12 protein-coding genes and 1 pseudogene are annotated in these 16,620 nt (G+C 39.1%); 9 read left to right on the top strand and 4 right to left on the bottom strand.

The window, feature by feature from the left end; genetic code table 11:
• Positions 1-303 precede the first annotated feature (303 nt).
• The 7 genes and pseudogenes from acpS (at position 304) to P3R27_RS15130 (ending at position 8,274) form a co-directional block, all read left to right on the top strand.
• Entirely contained in the window at positions 304-654 is a 351-nt protein-coding gene (acpS, locus tag P3R27_RS05630) for a holo-ACP synthase (RefSeq protein ID WP_034689208.1), read from the top strand.
• A gap of 15 nt (positions 655-669) precedes the next feature.
• Positions 670-1,788, top strand: coding sequence for an alanine racemase (gene alr / locus P3R27_RS05625; RefSeq protein ID WP_034689207.1), 1,119 nt, complete (start codon positions 670-672; stop codon positions 1,786-1,788).
• 10 nt (positions 1,789-1,798) lie between these two features.
• Complete coding sequence (locus tag P3R27_RS05620; protein ID WP_019722700.1) at positions 1,799-2,161, top strand: type II toxin-antitoxin system PemK/MazF family toxin; 363 nt, start codon at positions 1,799-1,801, stop codon at positions 2,159-2,161.
• A 649-nt stretch (positions 2,162-2,810) separates the two neighbouring features.
• Positions 2,811-5,516, top strand: coding sequence for a YhgE/Pip domain-containing protein (locus P3R27_RS05615; protein WP_284592244.1), 2,706 nt, complete (start codon positions 2,811-2,813; stop codon positions 5,514-5,516).
• 300 nt (positions 5,517-5,816) lie between these two features.
• Entirely contained in the window at positions 5,817-7,640 is a 1,824-nt protein-coding gene (gene kimA / locus P3R27_RS05610; RefSeq protein WP_010736602.1) for a potassium transporter KimA, read from the top strand.
• Positions 7,641-7,927: 287 nt separating this feature from the next.
• Positions 7,928-8,140: pseudogene (gene mazE, locus P3R27_RS05605) on the top strand (type II toxin-antitoxin system PemI/MazE family antitoxin); the annotation flags it as partial.
• The gene (locus P3R27_RS15130) at positions 8,140-8,274 is read left to right on the top strand and encodes a hypothetical protein (protein WP_318036064.1); all 135 of its coding nucleotides are present in this window, start codon (positions 8,140-8,142) and stop codon (positions 8,272-8,274) included. The pseudogene mazE and the gene P3R27_RS15130, both read left to right, overlap by 1 nt.
• Positions 8,275-8,693: 419 nt before the next feature.
• Here the strand turns inward: P3R27_RS15130 and P3R27_RS05595 are convergent, their stop codons facing one another.
• Genes P3R27_RS05595 through P3R27_RS05580 form a run of 4 tightly spaced genes read right to left on the bottom strand, consistent with a single transcriptional unit; the run spans position 8,694 to position 12,090 of the window.
• Complete coding sequence (locus P3R27_RS05595; protein ID WP_019722425.1) at positions 8,694-9,356, bottom strand: ABC transporter permease; 663 nt, start codon at positions 9,354-9,356, stop codon at positions 8,694-8,696.
• A gap of 5 nt (positions 9,357-9,361) precedes the next feature.
• Positions 9,362-10,279: an osmoprotectant ABC transporter substrate-binding protein gene (locus tag P3R27_RS05590; protein ID WP_034689204.1), complete on the bottom strand. Its 918-nt coding sequence runs from the start codon at positions 10,277-10,279 to the stop codon at positions 9,362-9,364.
• A complete protein-coding gene (locus tag P3R27_RS05585) occupies positions 10,276-10,917 on the bottom strand; it encodes an ABC transporter permease (protein ID WP_034689203.1) in 642 nt (213 codons plus the stop codon). Before P3R27_RS05585 ends, P3R27_RS05590 begins: the two co-directional genes overlap by 4 nt.
• A 3-nt stretch (positions 10,918-10,920) precedes the next feature.
• Complete coding sequence (locus P3R27_RS05580) at positions 10,921-12,090, bottom strand: betaine/proline/choline family ABC transporter ATP-binding protein (protein WP_284592242.1); 1,170 nt, start codon at positions 12,088-12,090, stop codon at positions 10,921-10,923.
• Between the two features lie 261 nt (positions 12,091-12,351).
• On the opposite strand from P3R27_RS05580, the gene queA reads away from it, so the two are divergent.
• Both queA and P3R27_RS05570 read left to right on the top strand, forming a co-directional pair.
• Positions 12,352-13,383: a tRNA preQ1(34) S-adenosylmethionine ribosyltransferase-isomerase QueA gene (queA, locus tag P3R27_RS05575; RefSeq protein ID WP_034689201.1), complete on the top strand. Its 1,032-nt coding sequence runs from the start codon at positions 12,352-12,354 to the stop codon at positions 13,381-13,383.
• 569 nt (positions 13,384-13,952) lie between these two features.
• The gene (locus P3R27_RS05570; RefSeq protein WP_034689200.1) at positions 13,953-16,613 is read left to right on the top strand and encodes a calcium-translocating P-type ATPase, PMCA-type; all 2,661 of its coding nucleotides are present in this window, start codon (positions 13,953-13,955) and stop codon (positions 16,611-16,613) included.
• Positions 16,614-16,620: the final 7 nt, after the last annotated feature.

The raw sequence follows: 16,620 nt of genomic DNA, 5'->3' as shown, positions 1-16,620 counted from the left end.
AAAATGATTTTACAAACAAACAAGGGAAAAAATTATTTATATATCAGCTGTTTTTTCGAATTGTAAGTCTTATTTTTTTTGAAAAACATTCGTAAAAAAAAATGAAGTGACTTGGACAGTTTTCTTTGTATCAGAGATTTTTATCAGTCAATTCTCAATGGTTTTTAATTGGAGAAAAGGAAGAGATGGTTTTTCACTAAGAAACAACTTTCATTTTTGTTATTTCTAGACTTATTGGTGGTAAATTGTTTAAAATTTGGTAGAATTAGAGTGTTCTAAAATTTTTTGAAAAGAGAATCGTGTATGATAAAAGGGATTGGGATTGATGCAGTTGAACTGTCGAGGATTGCTAAGATCATTAAAGAAAAGCAAAACTTTATTGATCGTGTACTGACACCAAGTGAAATCGAAATATTTCGTTTGCTGCCATTTCATCGTCAGGTCGAGTTTTTAGGCGGTCGTTATGCATGTAAAGAAGCTTTTTCAAAGGCTTGGGGAACAGGGATCGGTAAAGTTACCTTTCAAGAGATCGAAATTTTAAAAAATGGATCAGGACAACCAATTGTAACGAAATCTCCACATGAAGGAGCAGTCTGGGTCAGCATCACACATACAGACGAGTTAGCTTTTGCACAGATTATTTTAGAAGACTAGAAAGAAGGAAGAACAATGGTTATTGCTTGGCATCGTCCGACAAAAGCAATTGTACATAAAAAGGCAATTACAGAAAATGTAGCAAATGAAATAGCTCGATTGAATGGGAAAGAATTGTTTGCTGTTGTCAAAGCAGATGGTTATGGTCATGGAGCAATCGAAACAGCAGAAGCTGCAAAAAAAGGTGGAGCTTCTGGTTTTTGCGTAGCTACTTTAGATGAGGGAATCGAGCTGAGAGAGGCAGGTTTCACACAACCTATTCTTGTATTGAATATGGTTCCGATCGATGCGTTAACACTTGCAGTCATCCACGATTTATCCATTACCGCGGGAACAAAAGAATGGTTGGAAGCTGCGGCTACTTATATAGCAGAACGACATTTAGAATATTTATTGAAATTGCATTTGAAAGTCGATACCGGAATGGGAAGAATTGGCTTTCTCAATAGTGCGGAAGTGAATGAGGCAGTGGAAATCATCAAGGATAGTCCCAATTTAGAATGGGAAGGGATCTATACTCATTTTTCTACAGCAGATCAAGCAGATACTACCTATTGGGAACATCAGAACCAAAAATTCAGTGAGATCATTGAAGGTCTACCTACTTTACCAAGATATGTCCACAGCAGTAATAGTGCTACTGCATTATGGCACGAAAAAGCTATAGGCAATATGATCCGCTATGGGGTAGCGATGTATGGCTTGAATCCATCCGGTCACGCGTTAGCGGAAGTGTATCCCCTACAACCAGCGCTTGAACTTGTATCTGAATTGATCCAAGTGAAAGAGTTATCAACAGGAGAAGGTGTAGGTTATGGGAAAACCTATACGACTTCAGCTTCAGAATGGATCGGAACTGTACCAATCGGCTACGCAGATGGTTGGTTACGAAAAATGCAAGGTTTCTCATTACTAGTGGAGGGAAATTATTGTGAGATCATTGGTCGTGTATGCATGGATCAATTGATGATCCGTCTACCCTATCAAATGCCAGTAGGAACTAAAGTTACATTGATAGGGAAAAATCAACAGGCTAAAATCACGATGCAAGATGTAGCAGATCAATTGGGTACGATCCATTACGAAGTCGCATGTGTGCTAGGGCCCCGTATACCTAGAGAATATCAAGAGTGAGGAGAGGCGTATGGTAAAAAGAGGAGATATTTATTTTGCTGATCTTTCTCCGGTGGTAGGATCAGAACAAGGTGGGACAAGACCGGTCTTAGTGATTCAGAACAATTTAGGTAATCATTTTAGTCCAACGGTCATCGTAGCAGCAATTACTGCGAAAATGGCGAAACCTAAATTGCCCACACATATAGGAATCAAAGCGACCGGAACAGGGATCGAAAGAGACTCAGTCATTTTACTTGAACAAATCAGAACGATTGATAAGTCCAGATTAAAAGAAAAAGTCTGTCATTTGGAACGATCGATCATGTTAGATGTCGATCGTGCATTGAAAATCAGTGTTGGTATCGAAGCGCTTGTCCCAGTGTCAAAATAAAAGACAAAAACAGCACGTTTATACATAAAAAATAGCACCGTGTGTTTAGTCAATCATTGCGCGATTCAGCGCTTGGCAACAACAAAAAAGAGGAACTTCAACGGTCTGGGACATTCGTCCTATCGCACCACCTAAAACCGAATAAACGGCGGGAACAGAAGTAACCTCTTCGAAAATTAGGCGCCATCCACAAAAATTTGAAAAATAATTTTCGTGGATGGTGCCTTATTTCTCGAAGCTAAACATTTCTATCCCGACCTCGGGCTGTCGTGCCTTTTTTTGTTTGTGTGGTTCAGTTTTGCCGGGTTTTCCAGTTCTATTGGAAGATTTAGTTTATAAAATAACGATATATATATTGGAAATAAGATTATATTTTTATGAGTAACCAATTTAGACATTTTTTTAGAAACTATGGTAAGCTTTTTATAACAGATTTATTTGACTACACATAAAAAAATTATCGGGATGCTACATTTGGTAGTGGACTAGTGGATAAAAGAAGATTAATTATTTATTAAGCAAAAGATGACAACATTCGGACAGTTTGATTTAACTGTCAAAAAATTAGTTGCTGGATTGAAAATAGGATTGAAAATCGTATGGTTTTCATGATAAAGTGATGCAGCTGAAACAAAAAAAGGTGATGAATATGAAATCAATAAAAAATACAATAAACTTATATTTACTTGATTGGAAACGAATTTTTAAAAATCCTGTTGCGACTCTTTTGATCATCGCAATTATGATCATTCCTTCATTATATGCTTGGTTCAATATCAAAGCATTATGGGACCCTTATGGCAATACAGGGGAATTACCGATTGCTGTTTATAGTGCAGACAAGCCGGCTGAGTTTGAAGGACAAGAAGTTGCCATCGGAAAAGAAGTACTGAACTCATTACATGAAAATAAAGATTTAGGTTGGCAGTTTGTTGACTCTAAAAAAGAATTAGAAGACGGTGTACGGTCTGGGGAATATTATGCTGGTATCTATTTGCCAGAGAATTTCTCGGAGGATTTATTAAGCTTTACGAGTGGTGATATCAAAAAGCCGGAAATTGAATATACAGTCAATGAAAAAATCAATGCCATTGCACCAAAAATCACAGATAAAGGTGCATCTACGATCCAATCACAAATCTCCAGTGAATTTATTCGGACGGCGAGCGAAACTTTACTAAAAGTCTTTAATGAAATTGGGTACGATATCGATACAAATCTGGTAAGTATCAATAAAGTAAAATCAATGATTTTATCAACAGATGAAAACTTAGATACGATCGATGGCTATACCCAACAAGTACTTGATCTACAAAAACAACTACCAGATATCAAAGACAAATTAGCGAAAGCAAATGAATTTGTTGATTATCTCCCAGAAGTGGATGAGATGGGACAAAAGGTCGTTGAATTGAACGATAAAATGCCAGAATTAAAGGAACAAGCCAAAATCATTCTTGACCTTCAACAAAAAATCCCAGAGATCCAAGATGCTGGACGACAAATTGCTGAAATCGACAACGATTTTTCATCAATCGAAGAAACGATGAATCAAGGAATCGAGGAAGCAAAACAAGGATTGACCATCATCCAACAAGTCCAAGACATCTTACCTGATGTGAAAAATTTAGAATCACAAGCGAAGAATCTCGCAGAGGATACCAAAACGGGCGCTGAACAATTAAAAGAAGCAGTACCAGGTATCACGACAAGCGTGAAGACGACGTTAGATTCGATTGGGCAAGTAGCGACCACAACAGGTTCATTAGCGAAAACAATCGAAAATGCTGTCAAAGATGGGCAATTGACAGATGATGAAAAAACGAATATCAATAACTTGTTAACTAATTTTATCAACAGTATTAATGAGCAACAACAAGCAACTGACAAGTTGATTTCATTTTTGGAAGATTTACAAGCCAACGCTGGTAATACAAAACTACAACCTATTATTGATACATTGAAGAGTGTTAAACCAGTATTAACTGATTTACAAAATCGTTTAACACGATTAAATGAAGCTGTTCAAGCAGGAGATGTTTCTCAAGTTACTAGCCTTTTAGAAGAAGTACAAGCTGCTGCTAATTCTGTCAACAGATTGATCAGTAGTATCAATGTAAATGAAGTCAGCACCACCGTTGAATCAATCTTGACTCAAGTGATCGATACGATCAGTACGGCGCAAGGTGCGTTGAGTAAAGCAGATCAAATCGACTTTGATTCGCTATTGAATTCAACCAAAGCAACCGTGACAAATGCGGTGGCGATCTTAGAGAAATATCAAAAAGAAATGCCTGCAATCGGTCAAGAGGTCCATGATGCAAATACGATGCTAAATGGTAATATGGAAACGATCGTAAATGGAATCAATAAGGGAGCTGACCTATACAATAACGACTTACCTGTATTAGAAGAGAAACTTGGTTTAGCTGCTGATTTTATCCAAAATGATTGGCCAACGATCAAAAATGAAATCAATACCACAATGACCACCGTCAACGATAAAATGCCAGAAGTCGAAACAGCAGTGAATGCTGCGGCAGACTTGATCACGAACGACTGGCCAAACATCAAAGCTGGTATCCAAAAAGCCGCAGACGCGATCCGTAAAGGAGAAGAAGAGGTTGATCTTGGGGAAGTCATCAAACTCTTGAAATTAGATGCGACAAAGGAAAGTGAATTCTTTACGATGCCTGTGGAACTGCAAACTAATTCGTTGTATCCAATCCCTAATAATGGATCAGCAAGTACACCGTTCTATACTGCGCTATGTTTGTGGGTAGGTGCGGTCTTACTTTCAAGTGTCGCTACAACAGATTATTATTTAGATAAAAAAGCGCGTAAAAACTATACAAAACGGGAACAGTTTGGCGCCCGCATGTTGACCTTCTTGACGATGGCAATCGCTCAAAGCTTGATCGTTACTTTAGGGAACATGTTCTTGCTTGGTGTGTATGTAGTGAATCCAGTCTACAGTGTACTGTTTGCTGTTTTGATTGCTTTGTCATTTATGATGATCGTCTATGTTTTAGCAGCACTGTTTGACAATGTCGGCAAAGGGATAGCCATCATTATTCTTGTCTTGTCCATATCTGGTGGTGGTGGGAACTATCCAATTCAAGTTTCAGGGAAATTTTTCCAAATGATCAATCCTTTCTTGCCATTCACTCATGCAGTCAACCTCTTACGTGAATCAGCTGGTGGTATCTATTGGCCAAATGCGCTACATGCGATTTTGATATTAGTCGGCATATTTATTGTCGTAGGGATCGTTGGTACAGTATCCTATCCATTTGTGAGTGAAAAAATGAAGAAATTCAAAGAAGCTGCGCATGAAAGTCGAATCTTCCACTAGAAACGTGATACCATCTATTTGTTTCTCGTAAAGATTTTAAGTCTCAGTTTTTAAGTGAAGACGAGTTTAGGATAACGTTATTTTCCTAAACTCGTCTTTTTTCTATACCAGAGAAAGCAAGTGGTTTAATTATGGAAATCACTCTAAAAATGAATTAAAAAAATATGGGGATTTTCTATCGATATTTTTTCTGAATTTTGTTGACATTTAAAGGTCAAGGGCGTACTATAACATCTTGTTTACTATAAAAAATGACACCTGTAATTCGTAGGGGAAAAGGTGTGTAAAGGAGCATAGAAATTGGATTACTTAAAAAGGTTGTTAGTAGGGAAGCCGTTGAAGTCGGCGGAAAACGACGAGCATAAATTAACAAGGTTTGCTGCGTTAGCACTACTATCTTCCGATGCGTTGTCATCGATTGCGTACGGAACAGAACAAATCGTTGTGGTATTAGTGGCGTTGTCTGCTGCTGCGATCTGGTATTCATTGCCAATTGCTGCATTTGTTATTATTTTATTGATTTCATTAACTCTTTCTTATCGGCAGATCATTCACGCATATCCACACGGGGGTGGGGCTTACGTTGTTAGTAGTGAGAACCTCGGTAAAAATGCTGGACTGATTTCGGGCGGGTCTTTATTAATCGATTATATGCTGACTGTTGCGGTTTCCGTCTCAGCCGGTGCAGAGGCGATTACTTCTGCTATACCAGCTCTATATGGGCATCAAGTAGCGATTTCAGTGACTATCGTCCTCTTGTTGATGATGTTGAACTTACGTGGACTGAGAGAGTCAGCTTCGTTTTTACTATTCCCAGTCTATACATTTATTCTCGTCATCTCCTTATTGATTGTCGTTGGTTTGTTTAATATCGTGACTGGGGCAGTACCATTACAAGCAACAGCATTGCCTGGTGCAGTTGTTCCTGGGGTTTCTGTCGCATTGATCTTACGGGCTTTTTCTTCTGGTTCTTCTTCATTGACAGGTGTAGAGGCAATCAGTAATGCGGTCCCGTTCTTCAAAAAGCCACGGGCGAAAAATGCAGCGATGACCTTGACGATGATGGCATTGATTTTAGGGTTCTTTTTTGTAGGGATCACGTTTATCAACTATTGGTATGGAATCGTTCCTGAAAAAGAAGTAACTGTTCTTTCACAAATCGGACAAGCTGTTTTTGGACATGGGATCTTGTATTATATCTTGCAATTTGCGACAGCCTTGATTTTGGCAGTGGCAGCAAATACAGGGTTTTCTGCCTTTCCAGTATTAGCCTATAACTTAGCAAAAGATAAATTTATGCCTCATATGTACCAAGATCGTGGTGATCGTTTAGGGTACTCAAATGGGATCATCACGCTTGCATTAGGGTCGATTGTGCTATTGTTTATTTTCAATGGCTCTACTGAACGATTGATTCCATTGTATTCCATTGGTGTATTTATCCCATTTGCATTATCGCAAACAGGAATGGTCATCAAATGGAAAAAAGAAGGCAAAAAGTGGTGGACGAAATCAATTGCGAATATTACGGGTGCATTTATCTCTTATGCTATCATCGCAATTTTATTTGTTTACCGCTTAGGGGATATTTGGCCGTTCTTCATCATCATGCCAATCGTCATGTTCGTCTTCTATAAAATCCATGATCATTATAAAAAAGTAGCAGAACAACTTCGATTAGAAGACGAAGTAAACTTACATGAGTATGAAGGAAATACGGTTTTGGTACTTGTAGGGAACGTTACGCGGGTAAATACCGGAGCGTTGAATTATGCGCGTTCGATCGGTGATTATGTTGTTGCTATGCATGTTTCATTAGATGAGGATATCGAAAAGGAAAAAGAGATCCAAGCAGAATTTAAAAAGCATTTTCCAGATGTTCGTCTTTCAATCGTGCATTCTTCTTATCGGTCGATCCAAAATCCGATTTTGCGTTATGTGGACATAGTCAGCAAAAATGCTGCAAAACAAAATTATACGACGACCGTATTGATTCCACAATTTGTCCCAAATCGCAGATGGCAGAATATCTTGCATAATCAGACAAGTCTGAGATTGCGTTTACGCCTTTCTTGGCGTGAAAATATCGTCGTAAGTACGTATAGTTATCATTTGAAAAAATAAGCATATGATAGTGAGTAACAACTTTTAAAGGTCGGGACAGAAGTGTTCAGCCTCGAGAAATAAGGCGCCATCCACGAAAATTGTTTTCCAATTTTTTGTGGGTGGCGCCTTATTTCCGAAGAGATTACTTCTGTTCCTGCCGTTTATTCGGTTTTAGGTGATGGTAGAGAAATGATGTTCTACTCCCTTTTTTATAGTTATGTGAAATTGGGTTGGGTATTCAATTTTACGACAAATGTATTCACGTTGTATTTATAGTATGATGATAATAGTTAGAATGGTGGGCGAAGACTAGGAAACAAGGGGATGTGATTGTTTTAACTGTACCTACTAAATTTGGCATAGAAGAAAATGTTGAGTACATTGCTATTAAGGGAGAAGACAATACAATCACATTGATAAAAAAAAATATTTTTGATGAAGCCTTTGAAAATGATGAAACAATTGATGTGAGTGCTGGATTTCCTAAGGATTCACTTGTGGGAAAGGAAATTATTTAATGGCATTTGATATTAATGGCTATACGCCTAAACAAGGAGATTTTGTGATTATTAATTTCAATCCCAGTAGAGGTAGAGAGATTAAAAAAGAAGGCCTGCAATTGTTGGCAGTGCGAACCATTTTAATGCAGTAACAGGAATGTGTGCGGTTTGTCCATTTACTGATACGAAATATAAAAAACATTTTGCATTAAATAGGAGGCATAAACTACAAGGATAGATCAATCACTTTCAAAGCAAAACATTTGATTTGATGGAAAAGCAGAGAAATATACGCTTTGTAGAGAAAGCCACTCTGGCTGAATTAGGTGAAGTGGCGCAAATCATTGATATGGGATTTGATTTTTCGTCATGATTGTCAGAGTAAGGAGCAACTCATTTATTTATAGTTTATATAGAACTGTACATACCAGAAGATTCAGTCAATGATTATTTATCAGAATTTTAAATAAAAAAACACCACCGAATCAAGAGTTTATCTCTTGAACTGGCGGTGTTTTCAACTATTTAAAAATAGAAATCCATTGGGTTCAATCTGAATTCTCGCTGTTCGTCATCTTGAATGCTTTGCCGCAGGGTCTAAACGGCGTTCGATGATTCCTAAGACCCAGTCGGTGATGATTGCCATGAAGGCTGTTGGTAAGGCTCCAGCTAAGATGATCGATGTACCATCTGTGGCATTGGTCCCACGAATGATGATATCTCCTAATCCGCCAGCTCCGACGAAGGCACCAATGGCGGTGATCCCGATAGCAACGACCAAAGCATTTCTAATGCCTGCCATAATGACTGACACAGACAGCGGTAGTTCCACCATAAAGAGACGTTGGCTGGCTGTCATTCCCATGCCTTTGCCGACATCAAGGATATTTTTATCGACTTGGATCATCCCAGTGTACGTGTTCTTGATGATCGGCAACAGCGAATACAAGAACACCGTGACGATCACGACATTGACCCCTAAACCTAAACCAATCATCAAAATCGAAATCATCGCTAAAGAAGGAATCGTTTGGATGATATTTGCAAAACGGATCACCCAATTGGCTAACTTACGTTTTCGTGAAATGAGAATACCAACGGGGATACCGACGATTGCTGCAAAAAGTACGCCATAGATCGAAATGAGAAAGTGACGTAGAAACTGTGAAAAGACATACGTACCATTCTCTTGAAAATAATAAATAAATTGTTCAAGCCAATTCATGTTTTCCATCATCGTCACTCCCCTCCAAAGTATTGGTTTTCTTTTAAAAAGCGTTCTGCGACGACAGAAGGCTCAACCAGATTATTGTCTGCTTCATAGTTTAATTGTTGCATTTTTTCTGTGCTGATCGTGTTGCTTAATTTTGTTAGTGCTTCTGCTAAACCTGGCGTATCTTTTAATAGTTGATTATCTACAACCGGTGCAGCGTCATAAGGTGGGAAAAAACTCAAGTCATCTTCTAGCATGACTAGATCATAACTAGCAATACGTCCGTCTGTCGAATAACCTAAAACGATATCCATTCTCCCAGCTTCTACAGCGTCATAGACTAGTCCAATCTGCATAGGCAAGATGGAATCAAATGAAAAGCCATATGTTTCTTTGAAGCCGTCATAGCCATCTCCTTTACGATTGATCCAGGAAGTATCCACACCAGCAACAAGTTCATCGGCGACATTTTTCAAGTCACTGACTTTTTTTAGATTGTATTTTTCCGCAGTATCTTTGCGGACAAGAAAAACGTAGGTGTTCTCGAAACCATAAGAAGGGAACCAGGTTTGATCATACCTTTTTTCAAATTCACGTTTTACGATATCAAATGCTTTTTCAGGATCTTTCTCAGGCGGTAAATTAAGGGTAGTAGTCAAATCTGTTCCTGTATAGCGAGCGGCAGAAATAGACGCGTCGCCGTTCATCATCGCTTGATGATTGATCGTCGTCGTTGCTAAGTTATTGATGATCGTTGTATTTTTTTCCGTATAGTGTTCAATCATCCCAGCAACGATACTGGCAATGATCTGAGCTTCAGAAGTGATTCCACCGGTGATAGAAATCGTATCTTCATCCGTATTACTTGCCAATCCTGGGAAGGAGCAACTTGCAAGTAATAAGACGGTCAATACGAGAACGACACTATTTCTGATTCGTTTCATTCGTCATTCTCCTCCCTCAATGCGATCGGAGTTAACCGATTCTCCAATAGTCCTAATAAGAAATCTGCAAGCAATGCTAAGATCGTTACAGGGATCGTTCCAGCGAAAATCAAATCGGGTTGATAATTATTCAAACCGCTAAAAATCAAATCGCCTAGCCCGCCTGCGCCGATATAAGAGGCAAGGGTTGCCCATGCAATCACATAGACTGCTGCTAAGCGGATACCTGCCATGATCGTCGGCATAGCGATCGGCAATTCGACAGAAAAAATCGATTGGCTATTTGTCATCCCCATGCCTTTTGCGACATCGCGGTAATTCCAATCCACATTTTTCATCCCAATATAGGTATTTCTTAAAATAGGTAAAAGGGAATAGATAAATAGGGCAATGATTGCAGGCAATTTACCGACACCGAATAAAGGAATCATAAGTGCTAATAGGGCAAGAGAAGGGACCGTTTGTAACGCACTGGACAGTCCAATGACAATCGTTGCGACTTTAGGAAAACGCGTCAAAAGAACGCCTAAAGGAACAGCAACGGCAATCCCGATGATCAATGCAATTGCTGAAATATAGAGATGTTCGAGACTTTTTGAGAGGATCTCAGCGCCATGTTGTTGAAAAAATTCGGCCATTGGTTAAACCTCCTTTGTTTCAGCTGGCGTACCAATTGCATCAGTAAGCGGTGGTTCTTCGCCCCAGATCACGTCATAGACGATGTCGACAAGAGATGCTCGAGTTAAAATACCAACGACTTTGTTTTGTTCATCAACTACTGGCACATATTTTAAACCACGTTTTAAGATTCGTTGTAAGGTATCACGTAAATAAGCAGATTGTTTTACATAAAAAACATCCTTGTTCAAGATATCGCCAACACTCGAGACTTTTCCACGTTTCTTATCGATTGTTTCAACATCGATAAATCCTTTTAAGGTATTTGAATTATCAGTCACTAAAAGCGTATCGACGCGTTTTTCACGCATCAATTTGATGGCTTCTTGCAATGATTTCTCTGGCGTGATCGTGATGGCTTGGTTCAGCATGACTTCGCCTACTTTTGTGGTATCTGGTTTGGCTTGAAGTAAGCGATCTTCACCGATCAATTCTTCGACAAATTCATTGGCAGGGTGGCGTAAAATATTTTGTGGCGTATCAAATTGAATGACTTTACCTTCACTCATGATCGCGATACGACTGGATAATTTGATTGCTTCATCCATATCATGTGTCACGAAGACGATGGTTTTTCCTAGACGTTCTTGTAGATCCTTGACTAAATCTTGTAAGGAATCTCTTGTGATAGGGTCTAATGCTCCAAAAGGTTCATCCATCAAAATGATGTCTTGATTTGCCGCTAATGCGCGAACGACACCGATACGCTGCTGTTGACCGCCAGATAATTCATGTGGGTAACGATCAAGCATTTCACGAGGAAGTTCCACCAGGTCGATCATTTTCTCTGCTGTTTTGTTTCGTTCTTCTTGGCTGACCTTTAATAATTTTTGGACAAGAGTGATATTTTCCCGAATCGTCATGTGAGGCATCAAACCGATACTTTGGATCACATAGCCGATTTGTCGTCGGAGTTCAACGGGGTTGATTTCTTGGATCGACTTTCCATCAATCAAAATCTGACCTTCTGTCGGATCCGTCATGCGGTTAAGCATCCGCATCGTAGTGGTTTTTCCGCTACCACTTGTACCGATAAAACAGATGAATTCGCCTTTTTCAAAAGAAATATTGACGTTCTCGACCGCGACTTTTCCGCCTTTATAAATTTTTGATACATTCTGAAATTCGATCATATTTGCACCTCTTCTTTTCTTTTCCATAAAGAATGTTCTTATAATAGTATGCCTAAAATAACTAAGGAATACAAATTTGATGATTTATTTACTATACTAATAACTAGACTAGTAGGCGTTTTTTGAGATTATAAATAAAATATAGCTGAAAAGATAACGTAACTAATCATAAATGAATGGAAGGATAAGATTTTTGCTTTTTGGCATTGTCAGCATAAAATGGTAAAATAAAAGGGCCAAAGAGAGAAAGTGAGTGACGATATGTTAACAACAGAAGATTTCGATTTTGAGTTACCCGAAGAACTGATTGCCCAAACACCATTAAAAGACCGGGATCATTCCCGATTGCTTGTAGTTGACCGTAAAACGGGTGAGATGATGGATAAACATTTCCATGAAATCATTGAGGAATTAAACCCTGGTGATGCGTTAGTGATGAATAATACACGCGTACTACCTGCGCGTTTATACGGTGAAAAAGTAGAGACGGGTGCCCATTTAGAAGTATTGCTTTTGACCAATACGGAAGGTGACACATGGGAAACACTGATTAAACCAGCCAAACGTGCCAAAGTAGGAACAAAAATCATTTTTGGTGACGGCCGTTTAAAAGCAGTTGTGAAAGAAGAGCTAGATCATGGTGGACGAATCATTGAATTTGCCTATGAGGGGATTTTCTTAGAGAATCTAGAAGCGCTTGGTGAAATGCCTTTACCTCCTTATATCAAAGAACGTTTAGAAGATCCAGATCGCTATCAAACTGTCTATGCAGAAGAGAATGGCTCAGCAGCTGCACCAACTGCTGGCTTACACTTCACGACAGAATTATTAGATGAAATCAAAGCAAAAGGCGTGGAGCTTGTGTATTTGACACTTCATGTTGGGCTAGGAACCTTCCGTCCAGTGAGTGTCGATAAAATCGAAGAGCACGAAATGCACAGTGAATTTTATCGTTTGACCGAAGAAGCTGCTGCTCGTTTGAATCAAGTTCGCCAAAACGGCGGAAAAATCGTAGCAGTAGGAACGACTTCGATCCGCACGTTAGAAACGATCGGTACGAAATTTGCTGGTGAGATCAAAGCAGATAGTGGTTGGACCGATATCTTTATTACGCCAGGGTATGATTTTAAGATAGTTGAAGCTTTTTCTACGAATTTCCACTTGCCGAAATCCACTTTAGTGATGCTAGTCAGTGCGTTTGCTGGTAGAGAATTAACATTATCAGCTTATCAGCATGCCATTGAGGAACGTTACCGTTTCTTCAGTTTTGGAGATGCGATGTTTGTAAAGTAACTTTTTAAGATAAAAAAGGCCCCGACTCTCGATTAGTCGGGGCTTTTGTGCTTCGGAAGGAAACAAATAAATAGAATTAGTGTAACTTTCCATAGAACATGCAAAGTACGGTGTTGAATTTCTTCTTGATAAACAAAAAATCTTGTTTTCTTTACATCTTCAACAGTTGAATCATCTCTTGTTCCTATTCAATTTTCAGATGTTCATGTTATTTAATTGTTACGTATCCCACTACTTCTTTTTTTGAACGATTTTCGTTTCAAACAGTCATACGCATTCACTATTTATAATGGTTACTTCACATGCTCGTTAAGGTGAAACTTGTACTTCTAACAACTTTATTTGCTTATACTACTCTATCGAGAAATTCTTCTATCTATTTGTCTTTTCCTCCTTCCTTATGGTTAAATCTTACCACATTTTGGTAACGTTTGCAATAAATATGTATTGATTATTTTAAAATATTTCTCTTCATATATATATGCGATATAGTTGAATTAATTAAAAAAATGATGTTATACTAAAATAGTGCGTTATACATAACGTATGATTTTTGAAGGAGGTATAGGATGGATAGTTACAAAAAAACAATAGAAGAAATAGCAGAAGAAACAAAAGTAGATATAGATCAAGGCTTGTCGATGACTGAAGCAAAAAAAAGAAGTCAACAACAAGGAAAAAATCAATTCGAAGAAGCCCCCAAAGAATCACTCTTCAAAAAATTTATACGAAGTCTTTCAGATTTCACCACGATTGTTTTGTTAGTTGCCGCAGTCATTTCATTTTACACCGCATTTGCAACTGAACATGGAGACCTTTTCGAAGGACTCTTGATCATTGCGATTGTTATCATCAATTCAGTTCTAGCGATTGTTCAAGAAGGAAATGCAGAAAAAGCATTAGAATCCCTACAAGATATGAATAAACAAACCGCTACGGTCCTCAGAGATGGTAAAGTAGAAAAAGTAGATGCTGAGAATCTAGTTGTCGGGGATGTGCTGGTATTAGAAGCAGGATCAGCAATTGCTGCAGATGCTCGCTTAGTTGAAACATCACAATTACGTGTAGAAGAATCAGCTCTAACCGGTGAAAGTGAGGCTGTCGAAAAAGACGCAGGTTACATAAGTCAAGAAGATGACTCTCTCGGTGACCAATTGAACATGGTCTTTAAAGGTTGTACCGTTGCTGCTGGTCGTGGGAAAGCGATCGTCACAGCGATTGGTATGCAGACCGAAATGGGAAAAATCGCCGGATTATTAAATGACCATACAATGCAGAAAACACCACTGCAAGTCCGTTTGAATCAATTAGGGAAGCGAATCAGTGTGATTGCATTAGCAGCTGCTGCCTTAGTCTTTTTGATTGGTGAACTTCAAGGGGAACCGTTACTTGAAATGTTCATGACTTCGATTTCCTTAGCTGTTGCCGCAGTACCAGAAACATTAACGGTTATCGTTACGTTGACACTTGCTTATGGTGTGCAGAAAATGGCGAAAAAACATGCGATTATTCGTCAGCTGCCAGCTGTTGAAACGCTCGGTACTGCGAATGTCATCTGTTCGGATAAAACCGGTACACTGACACAAAACCGGATGCGCGTCCGTCGTGTGTGGAGTAAAGAAGATGAAGTAACAGATGTCGAAGATTCAATGACAAATAGTGCTATGGAAATTTTAAAAATGGCTGCATTATGTACAGATGTGACGGTTGAAAAAGAGGACGATGAATTGATCGTCAAAGGTAATCCAACGGAAGCAGCAATTGTACGTGCAGTTGAGGAAAACTATCATACAAAAGAAGAATTAGAAGAAAAATACCCAAGGGTTGACGAACTTCCATTCGACTCTGATCGAAAAATGATGACGACTGTCCATAAAATGGGTGATAAGTATATCTCTATCACAAAAGGCGCATTTGATGTTTTAGCACCAAAATTTACGTCTGGAGATGTTGAACAAGCAGAAGTGGTCAACGATCGTTTTGGGAAACGTGCCTTGCGTGTAATTGCAGTAGGTTATCGAACGTATGACGAAAAACCACAAGAAATCACTTCAGAAGCTTTAGAAAAAGATCTGCGTTTGATTGGCTTGATTGGTATGATCGATCCGCCACGTCCTGAAAGTAAAGGTGCAATCAAGCGTGCGAAAAAAGCTGGTATCAAAACAGTGATGATCACTGGGGACCATGTCGTCACTGCCAGTGCGATTGCCAAAGAATTGGGAATTTTGACCAATAGTAACGAAGCTCTTTCAGGTGCGGAACTCCGTGCGTTATCTGATGAAGAATTAGATGATCGAGTAAAAGATTTATCCGTTTATGCTCGCGTAACCCCAGAAGATAAAATCCGAATCGTCAAATCATGGCAACGAACAGGTGCCGTGGTCGCAATGACAGGTGATGGTGTGAACGATGCGCCAGCATTGAAAGCGAGTGACGTTGGATGTGCGATGGGGATCACCGGTACAGATGTGGCGCAAAGTGCCGCTGACATGATTTTGACCGATGATAATTTCGCTACGATCGTAGATGCAGTTAGCCAAGGACGTTCCGTTTATCAAAATATTCGAAAAGCAATTAACTTCTTATTGAGCTGTAATATCTCTGAGATTTTTATCGTATTGATTGCGATGTTAGTTGGTTGGGGGGCACCATTTACAGCCGTTCAACTGTTGTTCGTAAACGTTGTCGCTGATGGACTACCTGGATTTGCTTTAGGAAGAGAACCAGCAGAGGAAGGGATCATGAATGAAGCGCCAATTCCTAAAAATGAAGGGATTTTCGCTCGTGGTCTAATGAAGAAAATTGCCATCAATGCAGGGATATTTACGGTAGTTACTTTATTTGGTTATTACTTAGGAAGCTTCGTCGATACGATCAGCCCATGGGTTGATGCTAGTCAAGAAGTTGGCCAAACCGTCGCATTCCTAGTATTGGCTTACTCTTCGATCATCCATGTCTTTAATGTTCGTAGCAGTCAATCGATTTTCAAAGTGAACTTAGCAACGAATAAATCGTTAGTGGAAATGGCGATCCTTTCCCTTCTTATCACGTCAGCAGTCGCTTTATTACCATTCACGCAAGAATTATTTGGGTTAGTTCATATTAGTTTGAATCATTGGTTCTTAGTAGGAATCTTGTCGCTCATACCGATTGGGGTCAATGAATTGATCAAGTTCCACCAATTGCCAGATGAGGAAGAGACAGTAGAAGAACCAGAATCTGAAATGTAAAAAAATA

This window comes from Enterococcus spodopteracolus, assembly GCF_030441955.1.
In the GTDB taxonomy this organism is placed as follows: domain Bacteria; phylum Bacillota; class Bacilli; order Lactobacillales; family Enterococcaceae; genus Enterococcus_B; species Enterococcus_B spodopteracolus.
Note: the sequence above shows the minus strand (reverse complement) of the source record. Positions and strands in the feature narration are given on the sequence as shown.

Bases quoted from the DNA above. Each gene is read 5' to 3' on its own strand.
- acpS (WP_034689208.1), top strand. From the start codon at position 304: ATGATAAAAGGGATTGGGATTGATGCAGTTGAACTGTCGAGGATTGCT.
- alr (WP_034689207.1), top strand. From the start codon at position 670: ATGGTTATTGCTTGGCATCGTCCGACAAAAGCAATTGTACATAAAAAG.
- P3R27_RS05620 (WP_019722700.1), top strand. From the start codon at position 1,799: ATGGTAAAAAGAGGAGATATTTATTTTGCTGATCTTTCTCCGGTGGTA.
- P3R27_RS05615 (WP_284592244.1), top strand. From the start codon at position 2,811: ATGAAATCAATAAAAAATACAATAAACTTATATTTACTTGATTGGAAA.
- P3R27_RS15130 (WP_318036064.1), top strand. From the start codon at position 8,140: ATGGCATTTGATATTAATGGCTATACGCCTAAACAAGGAGATTTTGTG.
- P3R27_RS05595 (WP_019722425.1), bottom strand. From the start codon at position 9,356: ATGGAAAACATGAATTGGCTTGAACAATTTATTTATTATTTTCAAGAG.
- P3R27_RS05590 (WP_034689204.1), bottom strand. From the start codon at position 10,279: ATGAAACGAATCAGAAATAGTGTCGTTCTCGTATTGACCGTCTTATTA.
- P3R27_RS05585 (WP_034689203.1), bottom strand. From the start codon at position 10,917: ATGGCCGAATTTTTTCAACAACATGGCGCTGAGATCCTCTCAAAAAGT.
- P3R27_RS05580 (WP_284592242.1), bottom strand. From the start codon at position 12,090: ATGATCGAATTTCAGAATGTATCAAAAATTTATAAAGGCGGAAAAGTC.
- queA (WP_034689201.1), top strand. From the start codon at position 12,352: ATGTTAACAACAGAAGATTTCGATTTTGAGTTACCCGAAGAACTGATT.
- P3R27_RS05570 (WP_034689200.1), top strand. From the start codon at position 13,953: ATGGATAGTTACAAAAAAACAATAGAAGAAATAGCAGAAGAAACAAAA.